The following is a 16,562-nucleotide window of genomic DNA, read 5'->3' as shown; positions in this document are numbered from 1 at the left end:
AGCAGCAGCCGCTGTACCTGGTCCCGGCCGAGGACGGGGTGGATGCCGGCACCGTGGCATCGCCGACCCAGAACCAGCCCGTGGTTTCGCCGTCGGCTCCTGCGCGGGACCAGGAGACCGAGGTGCCGACGCTGGTCAGCCGCGGTTTCCGCGCCGCGGGCTTCATGATCGCCGGGTTCCCGGTCAACCTGCTGGCGTTCGTCCTGATCGTCACGTTGTTCTCGGTCGGTGTCGGCACGCTGGTGGTCTGGCTCGGTCTGGCGGTGCTGCTGCTGGCGGCGAAGGTGGTGTTCGGTTTCGCGGCGGCGAACCGGTCGCTGATCCGCGGCACGCTGGGCGTGGACATCCCGACGCCGAGGATCACCTACGACGGGACGGGCTCGTTCTGGCAGCGCTACCTGCGCAGGTTCACGCACCCGCAGATGTGGCGGAACCTCGCGTACCTGCTGATCTCGTTCCCGCTGGCGTGTTTCGAGCTGCCGCTGGCGCTGGTGGGCATCGTGGTCCTGCCGGTGGGTCTGTTCGTGCTGCCGGTGGTGGCCGCGCTGCACATCCTGCTGGCGAAGTGGCTGCTCGGCCCGACCGAGACCGAGGAGCTGACGGAGAAGGCGGAGCGTCTGCAGGCGTCCCGTGCCCGCGGTGTGGACGCGGCGGAGGCTGAGCGGCGGCGCATCGAGCGTGACCTGCACGACGGCGCGCAGCAGCGGCTGGTCGCGGTGGCCATGGGTCTTGGCAGGGCGAAGACGAAGATGGACGCCGACCCGGACGCGGCGAAGGCGCTGATCGACGAGGCGCACGCGGACGCGAAGCTCGCGGTGTCGGAGCTGCGTGACCTGGCCCGCGGCATCTATCCGGCGGTGCTGGGCGACCGGGGCCTGGACGCGGCGCTGTCGTCGCTGGCGGCGAAGTGCCCGATCCCGGTCGAGGTGAACGTGCGGATCGAGCCCCGGCCACCTGCGGCGGTGGAGTCGACGGCGTACTTCATCGTCGGCGAGTGCCTCACCAACATCGCGAAACACTCGGGTGCGACGGAGGCCAGGGTCAACGCGTGGCGCGAGGAGCGGCCGACGGGTGACCTGGTGATCGTGGACATCACCGACAACGGCAACGGCGGTGCGTCGCTGCGACCGGGCGGTGGCCTGTCGGGCCTCGCGGACCGGGCTGCCACGATTGACGGTGTGATGACCGTGGTGAGCCCCATCGGCGGGCCGACAGTGATCAGGGCTGACCTGCCATGCGTGTGGTGATCGCGGAGGATTCCGTGCTGTTGCGGGCAGGGATCCAACGGCTGCTGGCGGACGAGGACATCGAGGTGGTCGCCGCGACGGAGGACGGCGAGGGCCTGTTGGTCGCGGTGAGCGAACACCGCCCTGACCTGGCGATCGTGGACGTCCGGATGCCGCCCACGTTCACCGACGAGGGCCTGCGGGCGGCGTTGAAGGCACGTGAACAGCTGCCGGGCCTTCCGGTGCTGGTGTTGTCGCAGTACGTGGAGGAGCGCTACGCGGTGGAGCTCCTGTCCGGCGGCGCGGGCGGTGTCGGCTACCTGCTGAAGGAGCGGGTGGCCGACGTCGCCGAGTTCGTCGACGCGGTGCAACGAGTCGCGAGTGGCGGCACGTGCATCGACCAGGAGGTGATCGCGCAGCTCATGGCACGAGGCCGACGAAACCCGATCGACGTGCTCACCCCCAGGGAACGCGAGGTGCTGGGGCTGATGGCGCAGGGACTGACCAACGTGGCCATCGCGAAGTCGCTGACCGTTTCGGACGGTGCCGTGGAGAAGCACGTCGGCAACATCTTCTCGAAGCTGGGCCTGGAACCGAGCGCGGAGGACCACCGTCGGGTCCGGGCGGTGTTGACGTTCCTGGAGCGGGCCTAGCTCTGCTGCACATGCGGAAGGGCCCTCGCCCGGGGGATCGGCGAGGGCCCTTCCTGTTCGTCAGGCGGCTGCGGTCGCCGCGGTGCGGGTGGGGGCCAGTGCCACCGCCAGCACCTCGCGCACGTCAGTCGCCAGGTGGACGGTCAGTTCGTCCAGCACGGACTCCGGCACGTCCTCCAGGTCCGGCTCGTTGCGCTTCGGGAGCACGATGTCTGTGATACCGGCCCGGTGCGCGGCCAGCAACTTCTGCTTCACGCCACCGATCGGCAGCACCCGGCCCGTCAGCGACACCTCACCGGTCATCGCCACGTCCGGCCTGACCGGGCGGCCCGACAGGAGCGACGCCAGCGCGGTCGTCATGGTCACGCCCGCCGACGGGCCGTCCTTGGGGACCGCGCCTGCCGGGACGTGGACGTGCACGCCCTGCTCGGCCAGCGAACCGACCGGAACGCCCAGGTCGGCACCGTGTGACCGCAGGTAGGACAGTGCGATCTGCGCCGACTCCTTCATCACGTCACCCAGCTGCCCGGTCAACGTGACGCCCGTGGCGCCGGAGTCCTTCGACGCCACCGACGCCTCCACGAACAGCACGTCGCCGCCGGCGCCGGTCACCGCGAGACCCGTCGCCACGCCCGGCACCGCCGTGCGTTCGGCCGACTCGGGGGTGTGCTTGGGCTGACCGAGGTAGGTGCGCAGGTCACCGACGTCGACCGTCAGCGGCAGCACGACCGAACCCAGCGCCAGTGCCGCGGTGATCTTGCGCAGCACCCGCGCGATCGACCGCTCCAGTTGCCGCACCCCGGCCTCACGGGTGTACTCGCCGGCCATCAGCCGCAGCGCGTCGTCGGTCAGCTTCACCTCGTCCGCGGCCAGGCCCGCGCGTTCCAGCTGCCTGGGCAGCAGGTGGTCGCGGCCGATGGTGACCTTCTCGTCCTCGGTGTAGCCGTCGAGTGCGACCAGTTCCATGCGGTCGAGCAGCGGCGCCGGGATGGCCTCGATGACGTTCGCGGTCGCCAGGAACACCACGTCCGACAGGTCGAGCTCGACCTCGAGGTAGTGGTCGCGGAACGTGTGGTTCTGCGCCGGGTCCAGCACCTCGAGCAGCGCGGCCGTCGGGTCGCCCCGGTAGTCCGAGCCGACCTTGTCGATCTCGTCGAGCAGCACGACCGGGTTCATCGAGCCCGCCTCCGAGATGGCGCGGACGATCCGGCCGGGCAGCGCACCGACGTAGGTGCGCCGGTGGCCGCGGATCTCCGCCTCGTCACGGATGCCGCCCAGCGCGACCCGCACGAACTTACGGCCCATCGCCCGCGCGACCGACTCGCCCAGCGACGTCTTGCCGACCCCGGGCGGGCCGGCGAGCGCCAGCACGGCACCGCTGCGGCGGCCGCCGACGACACCGAGACCGCGCTCCTCGCGGCGCTTGCGCACCGCCAGGTACTCGATGATGCGGTCCTTCACGTCGTCGAGCCCGGCGTGGTCGGCGTCGAGGATCTCGCGGGCGCCCGCGATGTCGTACGCGTCGTCGGTCCGGGTGTTCCACGGCATCTCCAGCACCGTGTCGAGCCAGGTGCGGATCCAGCCCACCTCTGGCGACTGGTCGGACGTGCGTTCCAGCTTGTCGACCTCGGCGAGCGCCGCCTCCCGCACCTTCTCGGGCAGGTCGGCGGCCTCGACGCGGGCGCGGTAGTCCTGTTCCTCGGTGTCGGGTTTGCCGTCCAGCTCGGCGAGCTCCTTGCGGATGGCGGCGAGCTGCTGGCGCAGCAGGAACTCCCGCTGCTGGCGCTCCATGCCTTCCTTGACGTCCTTGCGGATGGTCTCCGCGACGTCGAGTTCGGCGAGGTGGTCGCGGGTCCACTCGAGCAGCTTCTCGAGCCGCTCGGTCACGTCCGCGGTCTCCAGCAGCCACAGTTTCTGCTCGTCGTCCAGCCAGGAGGCGTAACCGGCCATGTCGGCGAGCGCGGACGGGTCGGCCTCGGACTGCACCGAGTCGACGACCTGCCACGCGCCCCGCTCCTGGAGCATGGTGATGACGAGCGCCTTGTACTCCTTGGCCAGCTCACGGGTGCGGTCGGTCACCGGCGTCTCGTCCGCCACCTCGACCTCGACCCACAGCGCGGCACCCGGGCCGGTGGTGCCGGCCCCGATGCGGACGCGTTGGGTGCCACGGACCACGGCGGCCCGCTCACCGCCGGGCATGCGGCCGACCTGCTCGACGACGCCGAGCACACCGGCGCGGGCGTACTTGCCCTCCAGGCGCGGCACCATCACCACGCGTGGCCTGTCCCCCTCGGCGACCGCCTGCGCGGCCTCGACCGCCGCCCTGACTCCGGCGCCGTCGGTGCCGGCCATGCGGATCGGCACGACCATTCCCGGCAGCAGCACCGTGTCGTCCAGCGGCAGCACCGGGAGCGTCAACGACTCTGCCATCAGTTCACCCTCCAAAGTTGAGTCTGTCCTACTCAACCCGGAGGGTGGTCAGGATGTTTCCGTCGGCTGTTCGCCGTGAGCGGAGCCAGCGGAGCGGCCCCGAGGGCGCGGGACGACCACGGGCGGGGTCACCGCGCCTGCGAGGGGACGTCGGTCGAGAGCAGGCGGCGGGGTGTGTGCCACAGCACCGCACGCAGGAAGGACTCGCCAAGGCGTTCGTCGGACGCGGCCCAGCCCGCGATGGCACGCAGCTGGGTGGCGTAGTCGTACGGGATGGACGGGAAGTCGGTGCCGAGCGCGACGCGGTCGGGGTGCCCGGCGAGGCGGGCGGCCCAGTCGCGGGGCAGCAGCTCGTCGGCGCGGTTGAACGGCACGCCGACCATGGTGGTGTCGAGGTGCACGCCCGGATACCGGTCGAGGAGGTCGAGCGCGAGCGTGAACTCGGGCGCACCGGCGTGCGCGAGCACCGCGACCAGCCGGGGGTGGCGGCTCAGCACGTCCTCGAAGACGTCGAGACCGGTGTACCTGCCTGCGACCGGCCCGTGCCCGCAGTGGACCACGACCGGCACACCAGCCTCGGCGAGCAGCCCCCACACGGGTTCGAGCAGCTCGTCACGCGGGTCGTAGGCACCGACCTGGACGTGCGACTTCACGCACCGAACGCCCTGGTCGAGCGCGTCGGCGAGGTAGGCGGCGGCGCCTGGTTCCGGGAAGAACGTCGCGGTGGGCACGGCCTGCGGGGTGGCCGCCGCGAAGTCGCGCACCCACTCGTTCAGCCACGCCGCCATGCCCGGTTTGTGCGGGTACACGAGCGGCGCGAACCGCACCACGCCCAGGTCACGCAGGACGCCGAGGCGCTCGGCCGACGGCAGCCGGTAGTGGATGGGCCACTTGGTGCCGTACTCGGCGCCGGCCCGGTCGAAGAACTCCCACACCTTCCGCTGCACGGACTCGGGCAGGAAGTGGACGTGCAGGTCGGTCAGCCCGGGAAGGCCCAGCGCGTGCGTGAACGCCGGGACCTCCGCGTCGGACCTGGGAGTCAATACCGGCCCTTCATCGCCCGGCCGTGGGCACGCGAGATCTCCCGCTCCGCGTCCCGCTTGGCGAGCGACTGCCGCTTGTCGTACTCCTTCTTGCCCTTGCCGAGCGCGAGTTCGACCTTGACCTTGCCGTCCTTGAAGTACAGGGACAGCGGCACCAGCGACAGGCCGCCCTCGCGGGTCTTGCCGATGAGGCGCTCGATCTCGCCCCGGTGCAGCAACAGCTTGCGGGTGCGGCGCGGCGTGTGGTTGGTCCACGTGCCGAGCACGTACTCCGGGATGTGCAGGTTCCGCAGCCACACCTCGCCGTCGTCGACCGTGGCGAACGCGTCCACGAGCGACGCCCGGCCAAGGCGCAGCGACTTGACCTCGGTGCCCATCAGGGCGATCCCGGCCTCGTAGGTGTCCAGGATCGTGTAGTTGTGCCGCGCCTTGCGGTTCTGCGCGATCACCTTCTGGCCACGTTCCTTCGACATGACGACAACTCTACGTGTCAGCGCACGCCGTTTTACTGGCGCACGTACAGGCGGAGCGTGACGTAGCCGGTGACGGCCGAGATGCCGACGGCCGTGAGCAGGAGCCATGGCGACACCAGCAGGATGTCCAGCCCCTCGATCGGTCTGATCACGCCCGCGGCGAACGGCCCCTCCAGCAGCCGGTCGAGGAACCAGAGTTTCGCCAGCACCAGCAACCCGATCGCGAGGACCGCGCCGATGACGCCCGCGACCACCGCTTCCAGGAGGAACGGCAGCTGGGTGTACCAGCGGGTCGCGCCGACGAGGCGCATGATGCCGACTTCCGTCCGCCTCGTGAACGCGGACACCTGGACGGTGTTGGAGATCAGCAGGAGCGCCGCGACCGCCTGGATCAACGCGACGACGAAGGTCAGATCTCGTACCCCGTTCAACGCGTCGAAGAACCGGTCGAGGAACTCACTCTGGTCGGCGATCGAGTCGACGCCCACCCGCCCGGAGAACGTCTGGATGATCACTTCCGGCCGGTCGGGGTCGTACAGTTTGACGTTGAACGACGCGGGCAGCGCCTCGGGACGCGCGAGCTTCACCAGCTCGGGCTGCGACGCGAAGATCTCCTTGAACCGGGCGTACGCCTGGTCGCGGTTCTCGTAGGCGACCGACTCGACCGCGGGGTCGTTCTCGAGGTCCGTGCGCAGGCTGCGGCACGGGTCCTTCTGGCATTCCTTGTCGTTCTCGCTGATGTCGTTGGTCAGGTAGACGTTGACCTGCAGCTTGTCCTCGTAGACCGCCTGCGTCTTGTCGATCATGCGCACGACGAGGAGACCGCCACCGAGCAGCAGCAGCGAGACCATCGTGGTGAGGATCATCGCGACTGTCATCGTCACGTTCCTGCGGAGGCCGGTCAGGACCTCGCTGAAGACAAAGCTGGCACGCATCGGGGGAAGGCGTCCTTGTGTCGGGAGGGCGGGGGTGCGGGGGTATTTCTAACGGCCTACGCCGTAAACCCCTCGTGAGTCGTCGCGCACGACCTGGCCGAGCGACAGTTCCACGACCCGGCGCCGCATGGAGTCGACGATCGAGTGGTCGTGGGTCGCCATCAGCACGGTCGTGCCGGTGCGGTTGATCCGCTCCAGCAGCAGCATGATGTCCTGGCTGGTGTCGGGGTCCAGGTTTCCGGTCGGCTCGTCGGCGAGCAGCATCAGCGGCCGGTTGACGAACGCGCGGGCGATCGCCACGCGCTGCTGCTCACCACCGGACAGCTCGTGCGGCATCCGCGCCGACTTGCCTTCGAGGCCGACGAGTTCGAGCACCTCGGGCACCACCTTGCGGATGGTGTTGCGCGGCTTGCCGATGACCTCGAGCGCGAAGGCGACGTTCTCCGCAACGGTCTTGTTGTGCAGCAGCCGGAAGTCCTGGAAGACGCAGCCGATGGACTGGCGCAGGCGGGGGACCCTGCGCCGGGACATTCGGACCACGTCGAAGTTCGCTACGTAGACGCGTCCCTTCGTGGGCACCTCTTCTCGCAGCAGCAGGCGCAGGAAGGTCGACTTACCCGACCCCGAAGCACCGATGAGGAAGACGAACTCACCTTTGTCCATCTCGACGGAGACGTCCTCCAGCGCAGGGCGCGTGGAGGTCTTGTACACCTTCGAAACGTGTTCGAGCCGGATCACGAGGCGCGAGTCTACATACGTCCGTTATCGACCTGTTGCCTTGGGAGCCGAACACGCTGACCAGCCAAGATCGACAACGGCCCCGGCGATGGCGGCCTCCGGCCCCCCGAAACCCAGCGTAACGGCAAGGTCCGACGGAATCGGGGCCACAGAACCGGACCTGTGGACAACCACCCCGACTGTGGACAACCCCACATCCAGGCGCCGCGCACAAACCGGCTCCGTCACCCCTGAGCCGTAGGCTGGAGAACGGGGGCCGGCGGCCGCCCAACGCACAAATTCCCAGCGTCAGGCCCGTGGCAAAGGCAGGAATTCCCCCGCCCCCGGGCGATTCACGCACAGCGACCGGGTCGTCACCACAAGCCCGCATAGTCGTCCACAGCCACCGAACACGGCACCGAGAACTGTCAGACCCACGCCGTAGGCTGGAAACCAGGGGCCGGAGGCCGACCCCCGTCCACGATCACGCCGGCTGCGTCCGCCGCCAGCGGATGCCCGCTTCGAGGAAGCCGTCGATCTCCCCGTCCAGCACGTTCGACGGGTTGCCGACCTCGAACTCGGTCCGCAGGTCCTTGACCATCTGGTACGGGTGCAGCACGTAGGACCGCATCTGGTTGCCCCACGACGACCCGCCGTCGCCCTTGAGCGCGTCCATCTCGGCGCGCTCCTCCAGCCGCTTGCGCTCCAGCAGCTTCGCCTGCAGCACTCGCATGGCGGCGGCGCGGTTCTGGATCTGCGACTTCTCGTTCTGGCAGGACACCACGATGCCGGACGGGAGGTGGGTGATGCGCACGGCCGAGTCGGTCGTGTTCACGCTCTGCCCACCGGGGCCCGACGACCGGAACACGTCGATCCGGATGTCCTTCTCCGGGATGTCGACGTGGTCGACGGCCTCGACGAACGGCAGCACCTCGACCCCCGCGAACGAGGTCTGCCGCCGCCCCTGGTTGTCGAACGGCGAGATGCGCACGAGCCGGTGCGTGCCCTGTTCCACCGACAGCGTCCCGTAGGAGTAGGGCGCGGTGACCTTGAAGGTGGCCGACTTGATGCCGGCCTCCTCCGCGTAGGAGATGTCGTACACATCGGTCGGGTACCCGTGCCGCTCCGCCCAGCGCAGGTACATGCGCAGCAGCATCTCGGCCCAGTCCGCGGCGTCGACCCCACCTGCCTCGGACCGGATGGTGACGATCGCGTCGCGTTCGTCGTACTCGCCGGACAGCAGGGTCCGCACCTCGATGGAAGCGATGTCGGAGTGCAGCCGTTCACGCTCCGCTTCCGCTTCGGCACGGGCGTCGGCAGACCCCTCCTCATCGGCGAGCTGGTACATCACAGCGAGGTCGTCGAGCCGCTGTCGCAGCTCCTCGATGCGCCGCAGCTCGCTCTGCTTGTGAGAGAGCTGGCTCGTCACCTTCTGTCCCGATTCGGGGTCGTCCCACAGGTCCGGACGGGCCGCCTGCTGCTCCAGATCCGCGATCTGGGCACGCAGGGAGTCCAGGTCCGACACGGCCTCGACGCTCGCAAGGGTGTCGGACAGTTCTTTCAGGTCAGCTACGACGTCCGGGTTCACGTCTTCAGAATCTACCGTGAACCCGCACGCCGTCCGCTTGAGGCGAGAGTTTCAGGAGGTGGGAATGGAGTCGAGCAGCTTCAGAACTGCCTTCGCCCTCGCCACCCCGAACTCGGCGACCGCCTTCGAGTAGGCACCGTCCGCGGCCTTGACCGCCGCCTTCGCCGCCTCGTGTTCTTCCGAATAGACCTTCTTGGCCGAGTCGATCAGCGCGGCCCGCTGTTTCACCGTCAGCGCGTCCGCGTGGACGAGCCTCAGGATCAGCGGGCTGCGGAGATGGTCGGGACCGGGCTCACTGCCCAACCACCCCTTGAACGCCTTCTTGCCCGCGGCGGTCACCAGGTACTGCTGGCTCGACCGCGGTCCCTGCTTGCCGAGCCGGACCAAGCCGGCGTCGGCGAGAGCGGGGAGCTCGCGGTAGACCTGACTCCGCGTGACACTGAAGAACGACCCAAATCGATCACGGGCGGCCGAGACCAATTGCCCACCAGTAGCCGGACCTTCGTGCAGCAGCCCCAGAAGGGCAGCGGCAGTTGCATTCAGTTCAGACACCTTACCACCGTGCCACGAACAGCAGCCGGTGTCCACAGTGGCACAGTCCTCTGTCCACTGTGGCTGGTCGGGTTTCTGCCGTTGCCACGGGGAGTTCCAGTCGCACAGTACGCCGGGATTCCGGATGTCGCTGGGAGCCAAGGAATCCTTCGCACCGCGAAGCATTTTCACGATTCGCCGCGGCCGCCAACCCTTGTACCAGGGGAAATGGCGAAGCGGTCGGGCGTGACAGGTGCTCACACCATCGTCCTGACGACACTCGCCACCACCGCGACAGGGCCGTGGAACCGCACTTCTCCACCCGGATTCCCGCGTTCGCGGGCCGCGAAGAAGGCCACTACTCCATCCGGGTAAAACATGCGGAGAACACCCTCGACAATGCTCGCGCTCATGCGGAACACGACCGGCCGACAGCGACGGTCGCACACGCACATCGGCCTCCAGTCCTGTGTGGACGACCGGACAGCCGGGCCGCGACAGCCATTCGCACACTCAAGTGCACGTGCAGGTGCCGCGTGCACTCCATCTTGTCCGTTCCGGCCGGAATCTCGACCACCGAATTCGCTGCCGCACCGAAACTTCCGGCACTCCGAGTGACGGGATCCGTTGTGCGCCGGTGACATCCGGCGCCGCCCCGCCGACGTCGAGCGCCAGTGGTTCAGACCTACGCCAAATGGCGGAACGAACTCCTCCGGACCCCCGAGCCGATGATCGACGATCACCTTCGCGATGACCGCCTCCGCGGCGCCCCACCCCCGGCTACGACCCCTCGGCGACCTCGCCGGCACCGGGTTCACCCCGCCACGGCGACATCCGGCCACCAATTTCACCGATTCCGGGCCGGAGCCCACTGGACCCGATCCGGCCACCAGATCGCCCAGAAGCACCTTTCCGCAGGTCAGAGCGTAAATGACCCCCCGGTGAAACCCCCTCTGAAGCCGTGCGTATAGTTACAACCACAACGACGCGGGGTGGAGCAGCTCGGTAGCTCGCTGGGCTCATAACCCAGAGGTCGCAGGTTCGAATCCTGTCCCCGCTACCAGGGACGATGGCCCCTCGGAGATCCTCCGAGGGGCCATCGGTCTATTGTGCCACGTCCGTAATGCGGATCACACCCACCCCCGGCCCCACCCTCTCGTGTGGACACCGCCGCAATTGACCGTTCGGTCATCGACCGAACGAATTCAATCCGGTAAGACCGCTTGCAGGGCCGGAAATGAACACGGAAGTCCCTCGCGTCGGCCGAGTCGCGTTCGGACAGACCGGAACCTCGACCACCACTGGTTCGTTTCGGACTCAGGCCGGTTATTTGCTAGTGTGCCGACACAAACCAACGGGTGTGCACGCATGTCTCGTGCAACGGCGTCCAAGGGAGAGCAGCCAGATGGCTCAGAAGGTATTGGTACAGCTCGTCGACGACCTGGACGGCACCAGCTCGCAGGACGTCTCGACCGTCCTGTTCGGTCTGGACGGCGTTAGCTACGAGATTGACCTCTCGGATGCCAACGCGGAGCGGTTGCGGGAAAGCCTCACCGAGTACGTCGAATCGGCGCGGCGCATCGGTGGTCGGATCAAGCGGGGCACCCGTCCGGCCCAGCCCGGCAAGTCCGCGAACTCCGGCGAGGCCGGTCAGATCCGCGAGTGGGCGCTGGAGAGCGGATACGAACTCGCGGGCCGCGGTCGTATTCCATCGCACGTCGTCGAGGCCTACAAGGAGGCGCAGGCCGAGTCGAAGGCGAAGGCGGCGGCGAAGCCGGCCGCGAAGCGCAGGACGCGCGCGAAGAAGAGCTGACCCGGTGTTCCTCGGGGCACGAATCCGCTCGGATCCCGTGTCCCGCCGCAGACGGGGAAATTGACGCAAGACGTCGCATTGTCACTGTACGGCGCTCATGCGTCCACAGTGGATAACTGGCTCTCCTGGCTCTGTTCGTCAAACCCGACGTCCTTCAGGCGTGACAAGCACGGCCTCCGCAGCAGCGGGGGCCGTGCTTTTCGTTTTCGGGGACGGACGCACCGGCCCTGACAGACGAAAACGCGGCCTCCCCGGAACAGTCCCGGGGAGGCCGCGCCTTCGGTCGGATCAGCCTGGTCAGCCGCCGCCATTCGCCGGCGGGTCCGCCTTGGCCGCGTCGTACTCGTTGACCGCCTTCTCGAGGGCGGCCAGCGCCTCGCCCTGCGCGGCGAAGTCACCGCTCTGCTGTGCGGTCCTCAGCTGCTCGAGGGCGGCCCCGATGTCCTGCACGGCCTGGTCCATCGCCGGGTTGTCCCCGTCGCTCGGCGGCGGCGGTGTGGACGTGCCGGGCGGGGTCGTCGGTGTCGACGTGTCCGGCGGCTGCTCGCCGCCCTCTTCCTCCTCCGGTGGCGTCACCGCACCACCGACGTCCTCACCGAAGATCTCCTCGAGCGCGTCCTTCAGCGTCGGGGCGAACCCGACCCGGTCACCGAAGTACACCAGCACGCGGGCGAGCTGCGGGAACGCGTTCTCGTCCTTCTGCTCGATGTAGATCGGCTCGACGTAGAGCAGACCGTTCGCGACCGGCAACGTCAGCAGGTTCCCGTAGATGACGTTGACGTTCGGGTTCTGGAACAGCGTCCGGTTCTCGGTCACCTCGTCGGTGGTCTCGAACTCGTTCTGGACCTGGCCGGGGCCCTTCGTCTGTTCCTGGGTCGGTAGTCGCAGGACCTTGAACTGGCCGTAGTCCTTGGGATCGGACGACACCGACACCCACGCGGCGAGGAACTGCCTTCGCAGCAGTGTCATGGCGCTGGTGAGCTGGAACGTCGGTTCTGCCTGGCCGGGTGCCTGCGCGAGGACGTAGTAGGGCGGCTGGTTCGGCGCCGCCCCGCCCGCCTCGTTGTTGCTGCCCGTCGGGTCGGCCGGCACGTCCCAGAACGTCTGGGTCGAGAAGAACTGTGCCGCGTTCTCCACGTGGTACTGCGCGAGCAGCTCGCGCTGCACCTTGAACAGGTCCTCCGGATAGCGGAAGTGCTTCTCGAGCGCCTCCGGGATCTCGCCGTGCTTCACGGTGCCGGGGAAGACACTCTCCCAGGCCTTCAGGACCGGGTCCTTGTCGTCGATCGCGTGCAGGGTGACGGTGCCGTCGAACGCGTCGACGGTCGCCTTCACGGAGTTCCGGATGTAGCTGATGTCCCGGTCCTCCTGCCGCGCGACGCCGGTCAGCGAGTCGTTGGTGACCTCACCGAGCGGGGTGCGCTGCGCGTACGGGAAGTTGTCGAGCGTGGTGTAGCCGTCCACGATCCACGTGATGCGGCCGTCGACCACCGCCGGGTACGGGTCGCCGTCGACGGTCAGCCACGGTGCGACCTTGCTGACGCGGTCCCGGGGGTCGCGGTTGTACATGATCTTCGAACCGTCGCGGATGTCACTGGAGAAGAGGATGTTCCGCTCGCCGTAGTGGGCGAAGAAGACGAACCGGTTGAACCAGTCGTCGACGGCGACGCCGCCATTGCCGGTGTAGCTGTATTCCTGGTTGACCGGGGTGTCGTACTCGCCGCGCGCGTTGACGATCGCGTAGTCGGTGGCGAGCTCGCCGAAGTAGATCCGCGGCTCGGTGACCGGGATGTCCATCTCCGCGTCGTTCTCGAGCGCCTCGATGTCGCTCACGGTGAACACCGGGTAGCCACCCTCACCGCTGGACTCGCTTTCCGACAGCGCGCGGTTGATGCGGTTGGCCGGCGCGGCGACGAACCCGTTGCCATGGGTGTAGACGAGGTGCCGGTTGATCCAGGAGGTCTGGTTGGCCGCGAGCCGCGTCGAGTCGAGCTCGCGTGCCGCCACGATGTAGTCCTGGACCTCACCGTCGACCTCGTAGCGGTCGACGTCGAGCTTCGTGGGGAAGCCGTAGAAGTTCTCGCCGCCCTCGCGCTGGGTGAAGGTGCGCGACAGGATGCTCGGGTCGAGCAGACGGATGTTCTGCATCGTGCCGGTGGCGGCCTTGACCTTCTCGGTGGTCTCGGCGGTCACCGACGCGTCGCCCTCGTAGTCCTCGATCTTGATCTTGTCATCGGTGAGGCCGAACGCGTACTTGGTGGCCTCGATGTTCCTGTCGATCGACATCGACTCCTTCTCCGCCTCGTTCGGCTTGACGGAGAACTGCTGCAGCACGGTCGGCCACGCCCAGCCGACGAGGATGCTCGAGAGGATCAGCAGGACGATCGCGATGGCGGGCAGCTGCAGGTTCCGCACGAACGCGCCGACGAAGAACGCGACGGCACAGAACCCGGCGATGAACATCAGGATGAGCTTGGCGGGCAGCACCGCGTTGAGGTCGGTGTAGGTGGCACCGTCGAACAACCCGTTGCGGGTGGAGAACAACAGCTCGTAGCGCTCGAAGAAGTAGTCGACGGCGAGGATCACGACGAACAGGCCCGCGGTGACGGACAGCTGCACGCGGGCGGGGACGGAGAAGTTGTCGCCCTTGGTGCCCAGGCGGATGCCGCCGAAGATGTAGTGCACGACGACCGCGCCGATGCCCGCGATGGCGATGGCCACGAACAGCCAGGTGATGAGCCAGGTGATGAACGGCAGCGTGAACGCGTAGAAGCCGACGTCCTTGCCGAACTCGGGGTCGGTCTGCCCGAACGGCTGCGCGTTGAGCATCAGCTGAACGGGCTGCCACTCGCCCTGACCCGCCGCACCCGCGATGGCGCCGACGACAAGGGGGACGCCGATCCCGAACAGCCGCACCCGCTGCACGATGGTCGACCGGTAGCGGGCGAGCGGGTCGTCCGCGCCGGAGACCGGCACGAACACCGGCCGCGACCGGTAGGCGATGGCGAGGCTCACCGCCAGCAGCCCGCCGACCAGCAGCCCGATCGCGAAGAACAGGATGAGCCTGGTGACGAGCACGGCGGTGAACACCGACCGGAAACCGACCTCGCCGAACCAGAGCCAGTCGACGTAGGTATCCAGCAACCGGGCGCCCACGATCAGCACCAGGATCAGTACCCCCGCGATACTGAGCAGGAATTTGGCGCGTCGGGACAGTTTCGGCATACCGATCGGGGGCCTGGTGGCCACGGTGCACTCCCTGTGTTGACCAGTGTTCGCTAGGACCGCCGAGGCTGTCCTAGATGTCCAACTCTATTCCGGGCCTCCCAGGTTCCCGTTCGGGGTCGAAATAGTCGACCGCGAGGGTAGGTGAGGATGACAGGTATGTCCGCGAGCCATGCCCAGCACCTGTCCGCAGCGGCCCGAGAGGTCGACGATTTCGTGTCCACCGCGGGGTGGGACCAGCCGCCCCAGCTGTTCGCCCTGGTCCCGACGTCCGAGCTGGTGGAGTCCCAGCCCCACCTGGCCGCCCAGGTCGACGCCGGCGCGTTCCTCACCCCGGTGGCGCAGGACCAGCTACCCAGCGAGGACCTCGCGGAGGCGCTGGCAGCCATCATGTGGCCGGAGGTCGTCCAGGGCTGCGCCATCGCACAGGAGATCGTGGTGCTGCCCCCGGAGGCGGAGGACGCCCTGCCCGCCGGCGAGCACAGCGGCGACACGGACGTGCTGCGCCGCATCGCGTCGGAACACCCCCGCCGCCGCGAGGCCCGCCTGGTGGCGGCCGTGCTGCGCGACGGCACCGCCGCGTGCGTGCTGCGCCTGAGGAACGACGAAGGCGCGGACGAGGTCGTCGAGCACCCGGAGCTGGCCCCCAACCTGACCGACGCCCTGCTGGACACCCTCCGCTGACCGGCTTCGTGCCCTGAAAGGCGCGTTCAGGGCGGTGAGCGCCCTGAACGCGCCTTTCAGGGCGGTCCGCTCGGCACCCGGACCTAGCAGCGGGGCGGGGTGCGTCCGGCGTCCAGGTCCTCCAGCGCCTCGACCGCGCCTTCGAGGGTCTCCACCTTCACGAGCTCCATGCCTTCCGGCGCGTTGGACCTGGCCTCGGCGCAGTTGTCGGCGGGCACCAGGAACGTGGTCGCCCCGTCTTCCTTGGCCGCGATCAGCTTGAACGGGATGCCGCCGATCGGCTGGACGTTGCCCTTCACGTCGATCGCGCCGGTGCCCGCGACGGTGCGGTCGCCCTCCATCTCGCCGGGCGTGAGGGTGTCGACGATCGCCAGCGCGAAGATCAGCCCGGCGGAGGGGCCGCCGACGTCCTCGAGGTGGATGGTGGTCTCGAAGTCGACGTCCGCGCGGTCGGCGGGCGCGAGACCGAGGAAGCCTTCTGGCCGTTCGTCGCTGCCGAAGTCGCTGGCCTTGCCGAGTTCGATGTCGACGGTCTTCTTGGGCTCGTCCTCGTGCTGGAAGGTCACCGATACCGTCTGGCCCGGCTTGGTGCCCCGCAGCGCCTCGCGCACGTCCTCCTGCGCGGTGATGTCCTTCCCGTTCACCACCCACAGGCGGTCACCCGGCTGGATTACTTCGTCCGCTGGCGCGCCGCGGGTGATCTCCTGCGCGATGACCTTCACCGGTTTGTCGAGCAGCCGCAGCGCCGCGGTCTCGGCGGCGCTCTGGGAGTCCTGGAACATGACCTTGTTCTCGCGTTCGAGGTCCTCCTGGGTCTGGCCGGGCCCGAAGTACTCGTCGCGCGGCGCGAGCGCGTAGCGGCCGCTGACCCACCTGCCCAGCGCGTCGAACAGCGTGACCTCGTCGTTGATCGACACGGTGGTCATCCGCAGCTGCCCGCTGGTCGGGTAGGTCTTGGTGCCCTCGACCTCGATGACCTCCTGGCCGTTGACGTCGCCGAGCGTGTCGTAGGTCGGGCCGGGGCCGATGGAGACGTACGGGACCTTCACGAACCCGCCGACGAGCGCGAGTGCCGCAACCACGACGAAGCTGACCGCGACGGTCCATCCGCGCCGGGTCAGCCCGCGGGGACTGCCGGTGCCCGGTTCGTAACCGATTGTCCGGGGGGCCTCGGTCTGGGGGCGCGGAGAGTCACTCACGGGTTGACAGGGTACGGCGTGTTCTCGACGAGCGAATCACCGCGC

The 16,562-nt window shown here is 68.5% G+C and carries 13 protein-coding genes and 1 tRNA gene; 5 read left to right on the top strand and 9 right to left on the bottom strand.

Features of this window, described 5'->3' with window-relative positions; all coding sequences use genetic code 11:
- The first annotated feature begins 164 nt into the window (after positions 1-164).
- The gene (locus ACFPCV_RS25115; RefSeq protein ID WP_378058879.1) at positions 165-1,247 is read left to right on the top strand and encodes a sensor histidine kinase; all 1,083 of its coding nucleotides are present in this window, start codon (positions 165-167) and stop codon (positions 1,245-1,247) included.
- The gene (locus ACFPCV_RS25110) at positions 1,235-1,879 is read left to right on the top strand and encodes a response regulator transcription factor (protein WP_378058787.1); all 645 of its coding nucleotides are present in this window, start codon (positions 1,235-1,237) and stop codon (positions 1,877-1,879) included. Before ACFPCV_RS25115 ends, ACFPCV_RS25110 begins: the two co-directional genes overlap by 13 nt.
- A 60-nt stretch (positions 1,880-1,939) precedes the next feature.
- Here the strand turns inward: ACFPCV_RS25110 and lon are convergent, their stop codons facing one another.
- The 7 genes from lon to ACFPCV_RS25075 all read right to left on the bottom strand — a co-directional run bounded on the left by lon (position 1,940) and on the right by ACFPCV_RS25075 (position 9,617).
- Complete coding sequence (lon, locus tag ACFPCV_RS25105; protein ID WP_378058786.1) at positions 1,940-4,309, bottom strand: endopeptidase La; 2,370 nt, start codon at positions 4,307-4,309, stop codon at positions 1,940-1,942.
- Between the two features lie 128 nt (positions 4,310-4,437).
- The gene (locus ACFPCV_RS25100; protein WP_378058785.1) at positions 4,438-5,352 is read right to left on the bottom strand and encodes an amidohydrolase family protein; all 915 of its coding nucleotides are present in this window, start codon (positions 5,350-5,352) and stop codon (positions 4,438-4,440) included.
- Positions 5,349-5,825 carry an SsrA-binding protein SmpB gene (gene smpB / locus ACFPCV_RS25095; protein ID WP_378058784.1) on the bottom strand — a complete coding sequence of 159 codons (477 nt, stop codon included), beginning with the start codon at positions 5,823-5,825 and terminating at the stop codon, positions 5,349-5,351. The genes ACFPCV_RS25100 and smpB overlap by 4 nt, the downstream gene beginning before the upstream one ends.
- A gap of 32 nt (positions 5,826-5,857) precedes the next feature.
- Positions 5,858-6,760, bottom strand: coding sequence for a permease-like cell division protein FtsX (gene ftsX, locus ACFPCV_RS25090; protein WP_378058783.1), 903 nt, complete (start codon positions 6,758-6,760; stop codon positions 5,858-5,860).
- Positions 6,761-6,808: 48 nt separating this feature from the next.
- Complete coding sequence (gene ftsE / locus ACFPCV_RS25085; RefSeq protein ID WP_184811623.1) at positions 6,809-7,498, bottom strand: cell division ATP-binding protein FtsE; 690 nt, start codon at positions 7,496-7,498, stop codon at positions 6,809-6,811.
- 463 nt (positions 7,499-7,961) lie between these two features.
- Entirely contained in the window at positions 7,962-9,065 is a 1,104-nt protein-coding gene (prfB, locus tag ACFPCV_RS25080; RefSeq protein ID WP_378058782.1) for a peptide chain release factor 2, read from the bottom strand.
- Between the two features lie 51 nt (positions 9,066-9,116).
- Positions 9,117-9,617, bottom strand: a complete 501-nt coding sequence (locus ACFPCV_RS25075; protein WP_378058781.1) for a PadR family transcriptional regulator — start codon at positions 9,615-9,617, stop codon at positions 9,117-9,119.
- 965 nt (positions 9,618-10,582) lie between these two features.
- On the opposite strand from ACFPCV_RS25075, the gene ACFPCV_RS25070 reads away from it, so the two are divergent.
- Positions 10,583-10,659, top strand: a tRNA-Met gene (locus ACFPCV_RS25070).
- A 342-nt stretch (positions 10,660-11,001) separates the two neighbouring features.
- Entirely contained in the window at positions 11,002-11,409 is a 408-nt protein-coding gene (locus ACFPCV_RS25065; protein WP_378058780.1) for a histone-like nucleoid-structuring protein Lsr2, read from the top strand.
- A gap of 297 nt (positions 11,410-11,706) precedes the next feature.
- Here the strand turns inward: ACFPCV_RS25065 and ACFPCV_RS25060 are convergent, their stop codons facing one another.
- Positions 11,707-14,658, bottom strand: coding sequence for a UPF0182 family protein (locus ACFPCV_RS25060; RefSeq protein ID WP_378058779.1), 2,952 nt, complete (start codon positions 14,656-14,658; stop codon positions 11,707-11,709).
- A gap of 135 nt (positions 14,659-14,793) precedes the next feature.
- Between ACFPCV_RS25060 and ACFPCV_RS25055 the strand changes: the two genes are divergently transcribed.
- Positions 14,794-15,318: a PPA1309 family protein gene (locus ACFPCV_RS25055; RefSeq protein WP_378058878.1), complete on the top strand. Its 525-nt coding sequence runs from the start codon at positions 14,794-14,796 to the stop codon at positions 15,316-15,318.
- Between the two features lie 83 nt (positions 15,319-15,401).
- Here the strand turns inward: ACFPCV_RS25055 and ACFPCV_RS25050 are convergent, their stop codons facing one another.
- Positions 15,402-16,517: a YlbL family protein gene (locus ACFPCV_RS25050; RefSeq protein ID WP_378058778.1), complete on the bottom strand. Its 1,116-nt coding sequence runs from the start codon at positions 16,515-16,517 to the stop codon at positions 15,402-15,404.
- Between the last annotated feature and the right edge of the window lie 45 nt (positions 16,518-16,562).

This window comes from Actinophytocola glycyrrhizae (assembly GCF_042653545.1).
Classification (GTDB): domain Bacteria; phylum Actinomycetota; class Actinomycetes; order Mycobacteriales; family Pseudonocardiaceae; genus Actinophytocola; species Actinophytocola glycyrrhizae.
Note: the sequence above shows the minus strand (reverse complement) of the source record. Positions and strands in the feature narration are given on the sequence as shown.

What these genes read in the sequence shown, in the direction of transcription:
- ACFPCV_RS25115 (WP_378058879.1), top strand. Translation starts at nt 165, where the DNA reads ATGATCGCCGGGTTCCCGGTCAACCTGCTGGCGTTCGTCCTGATCGTC.
- ACFPCV_RS25110 (WP_378058787.1), top strand. Translation starts at nt 1,235, where the DNA reads ATGCGTGTGGTGATCGCGGAGGATTCCGTGCTGTTGCGGGCAGGGATC.
- lon (WP_378058786.1), bottom strand. Translation starts at nt 4,309, where the DNA reads ATGGCAGAGTCGTTGACGCTCCCGGTGCTGCCGCTGGACGACACGGTG.
- smpB (WP_378058784.1), bottom strand. Translation starts at nt 5,825, where the DNA reads ATGTCGAAGGAACGTGGCCAGAAGGTGATCGCGCAGAACCGCAAGGCG.
- ftsX (WP_378058783.1), bottom strand. Translation starts at nt 6,760, where the DNA reads ATGCGTGCCAGCTTTGTCTTCAGCGAGGTCCTGACCGGCCTCCGCAGG.
- ACFPCV_RS25065 (WP_378058780.1), top strand. Translation starts at nt 11,002, where the DNA reads ATGGCTCAGAAGGTATTGGTACAGCTCGTCGACGACCTGGACGGCACC.
- ACFPCV_RS25055 (WP_378058878.1), top strand. Translation starts at nt 14,794, where the DNA reads ATGTCCGCGAGCCATGCCCAGCACCTGTCCGCAGCGGCCCGAGAGGTC.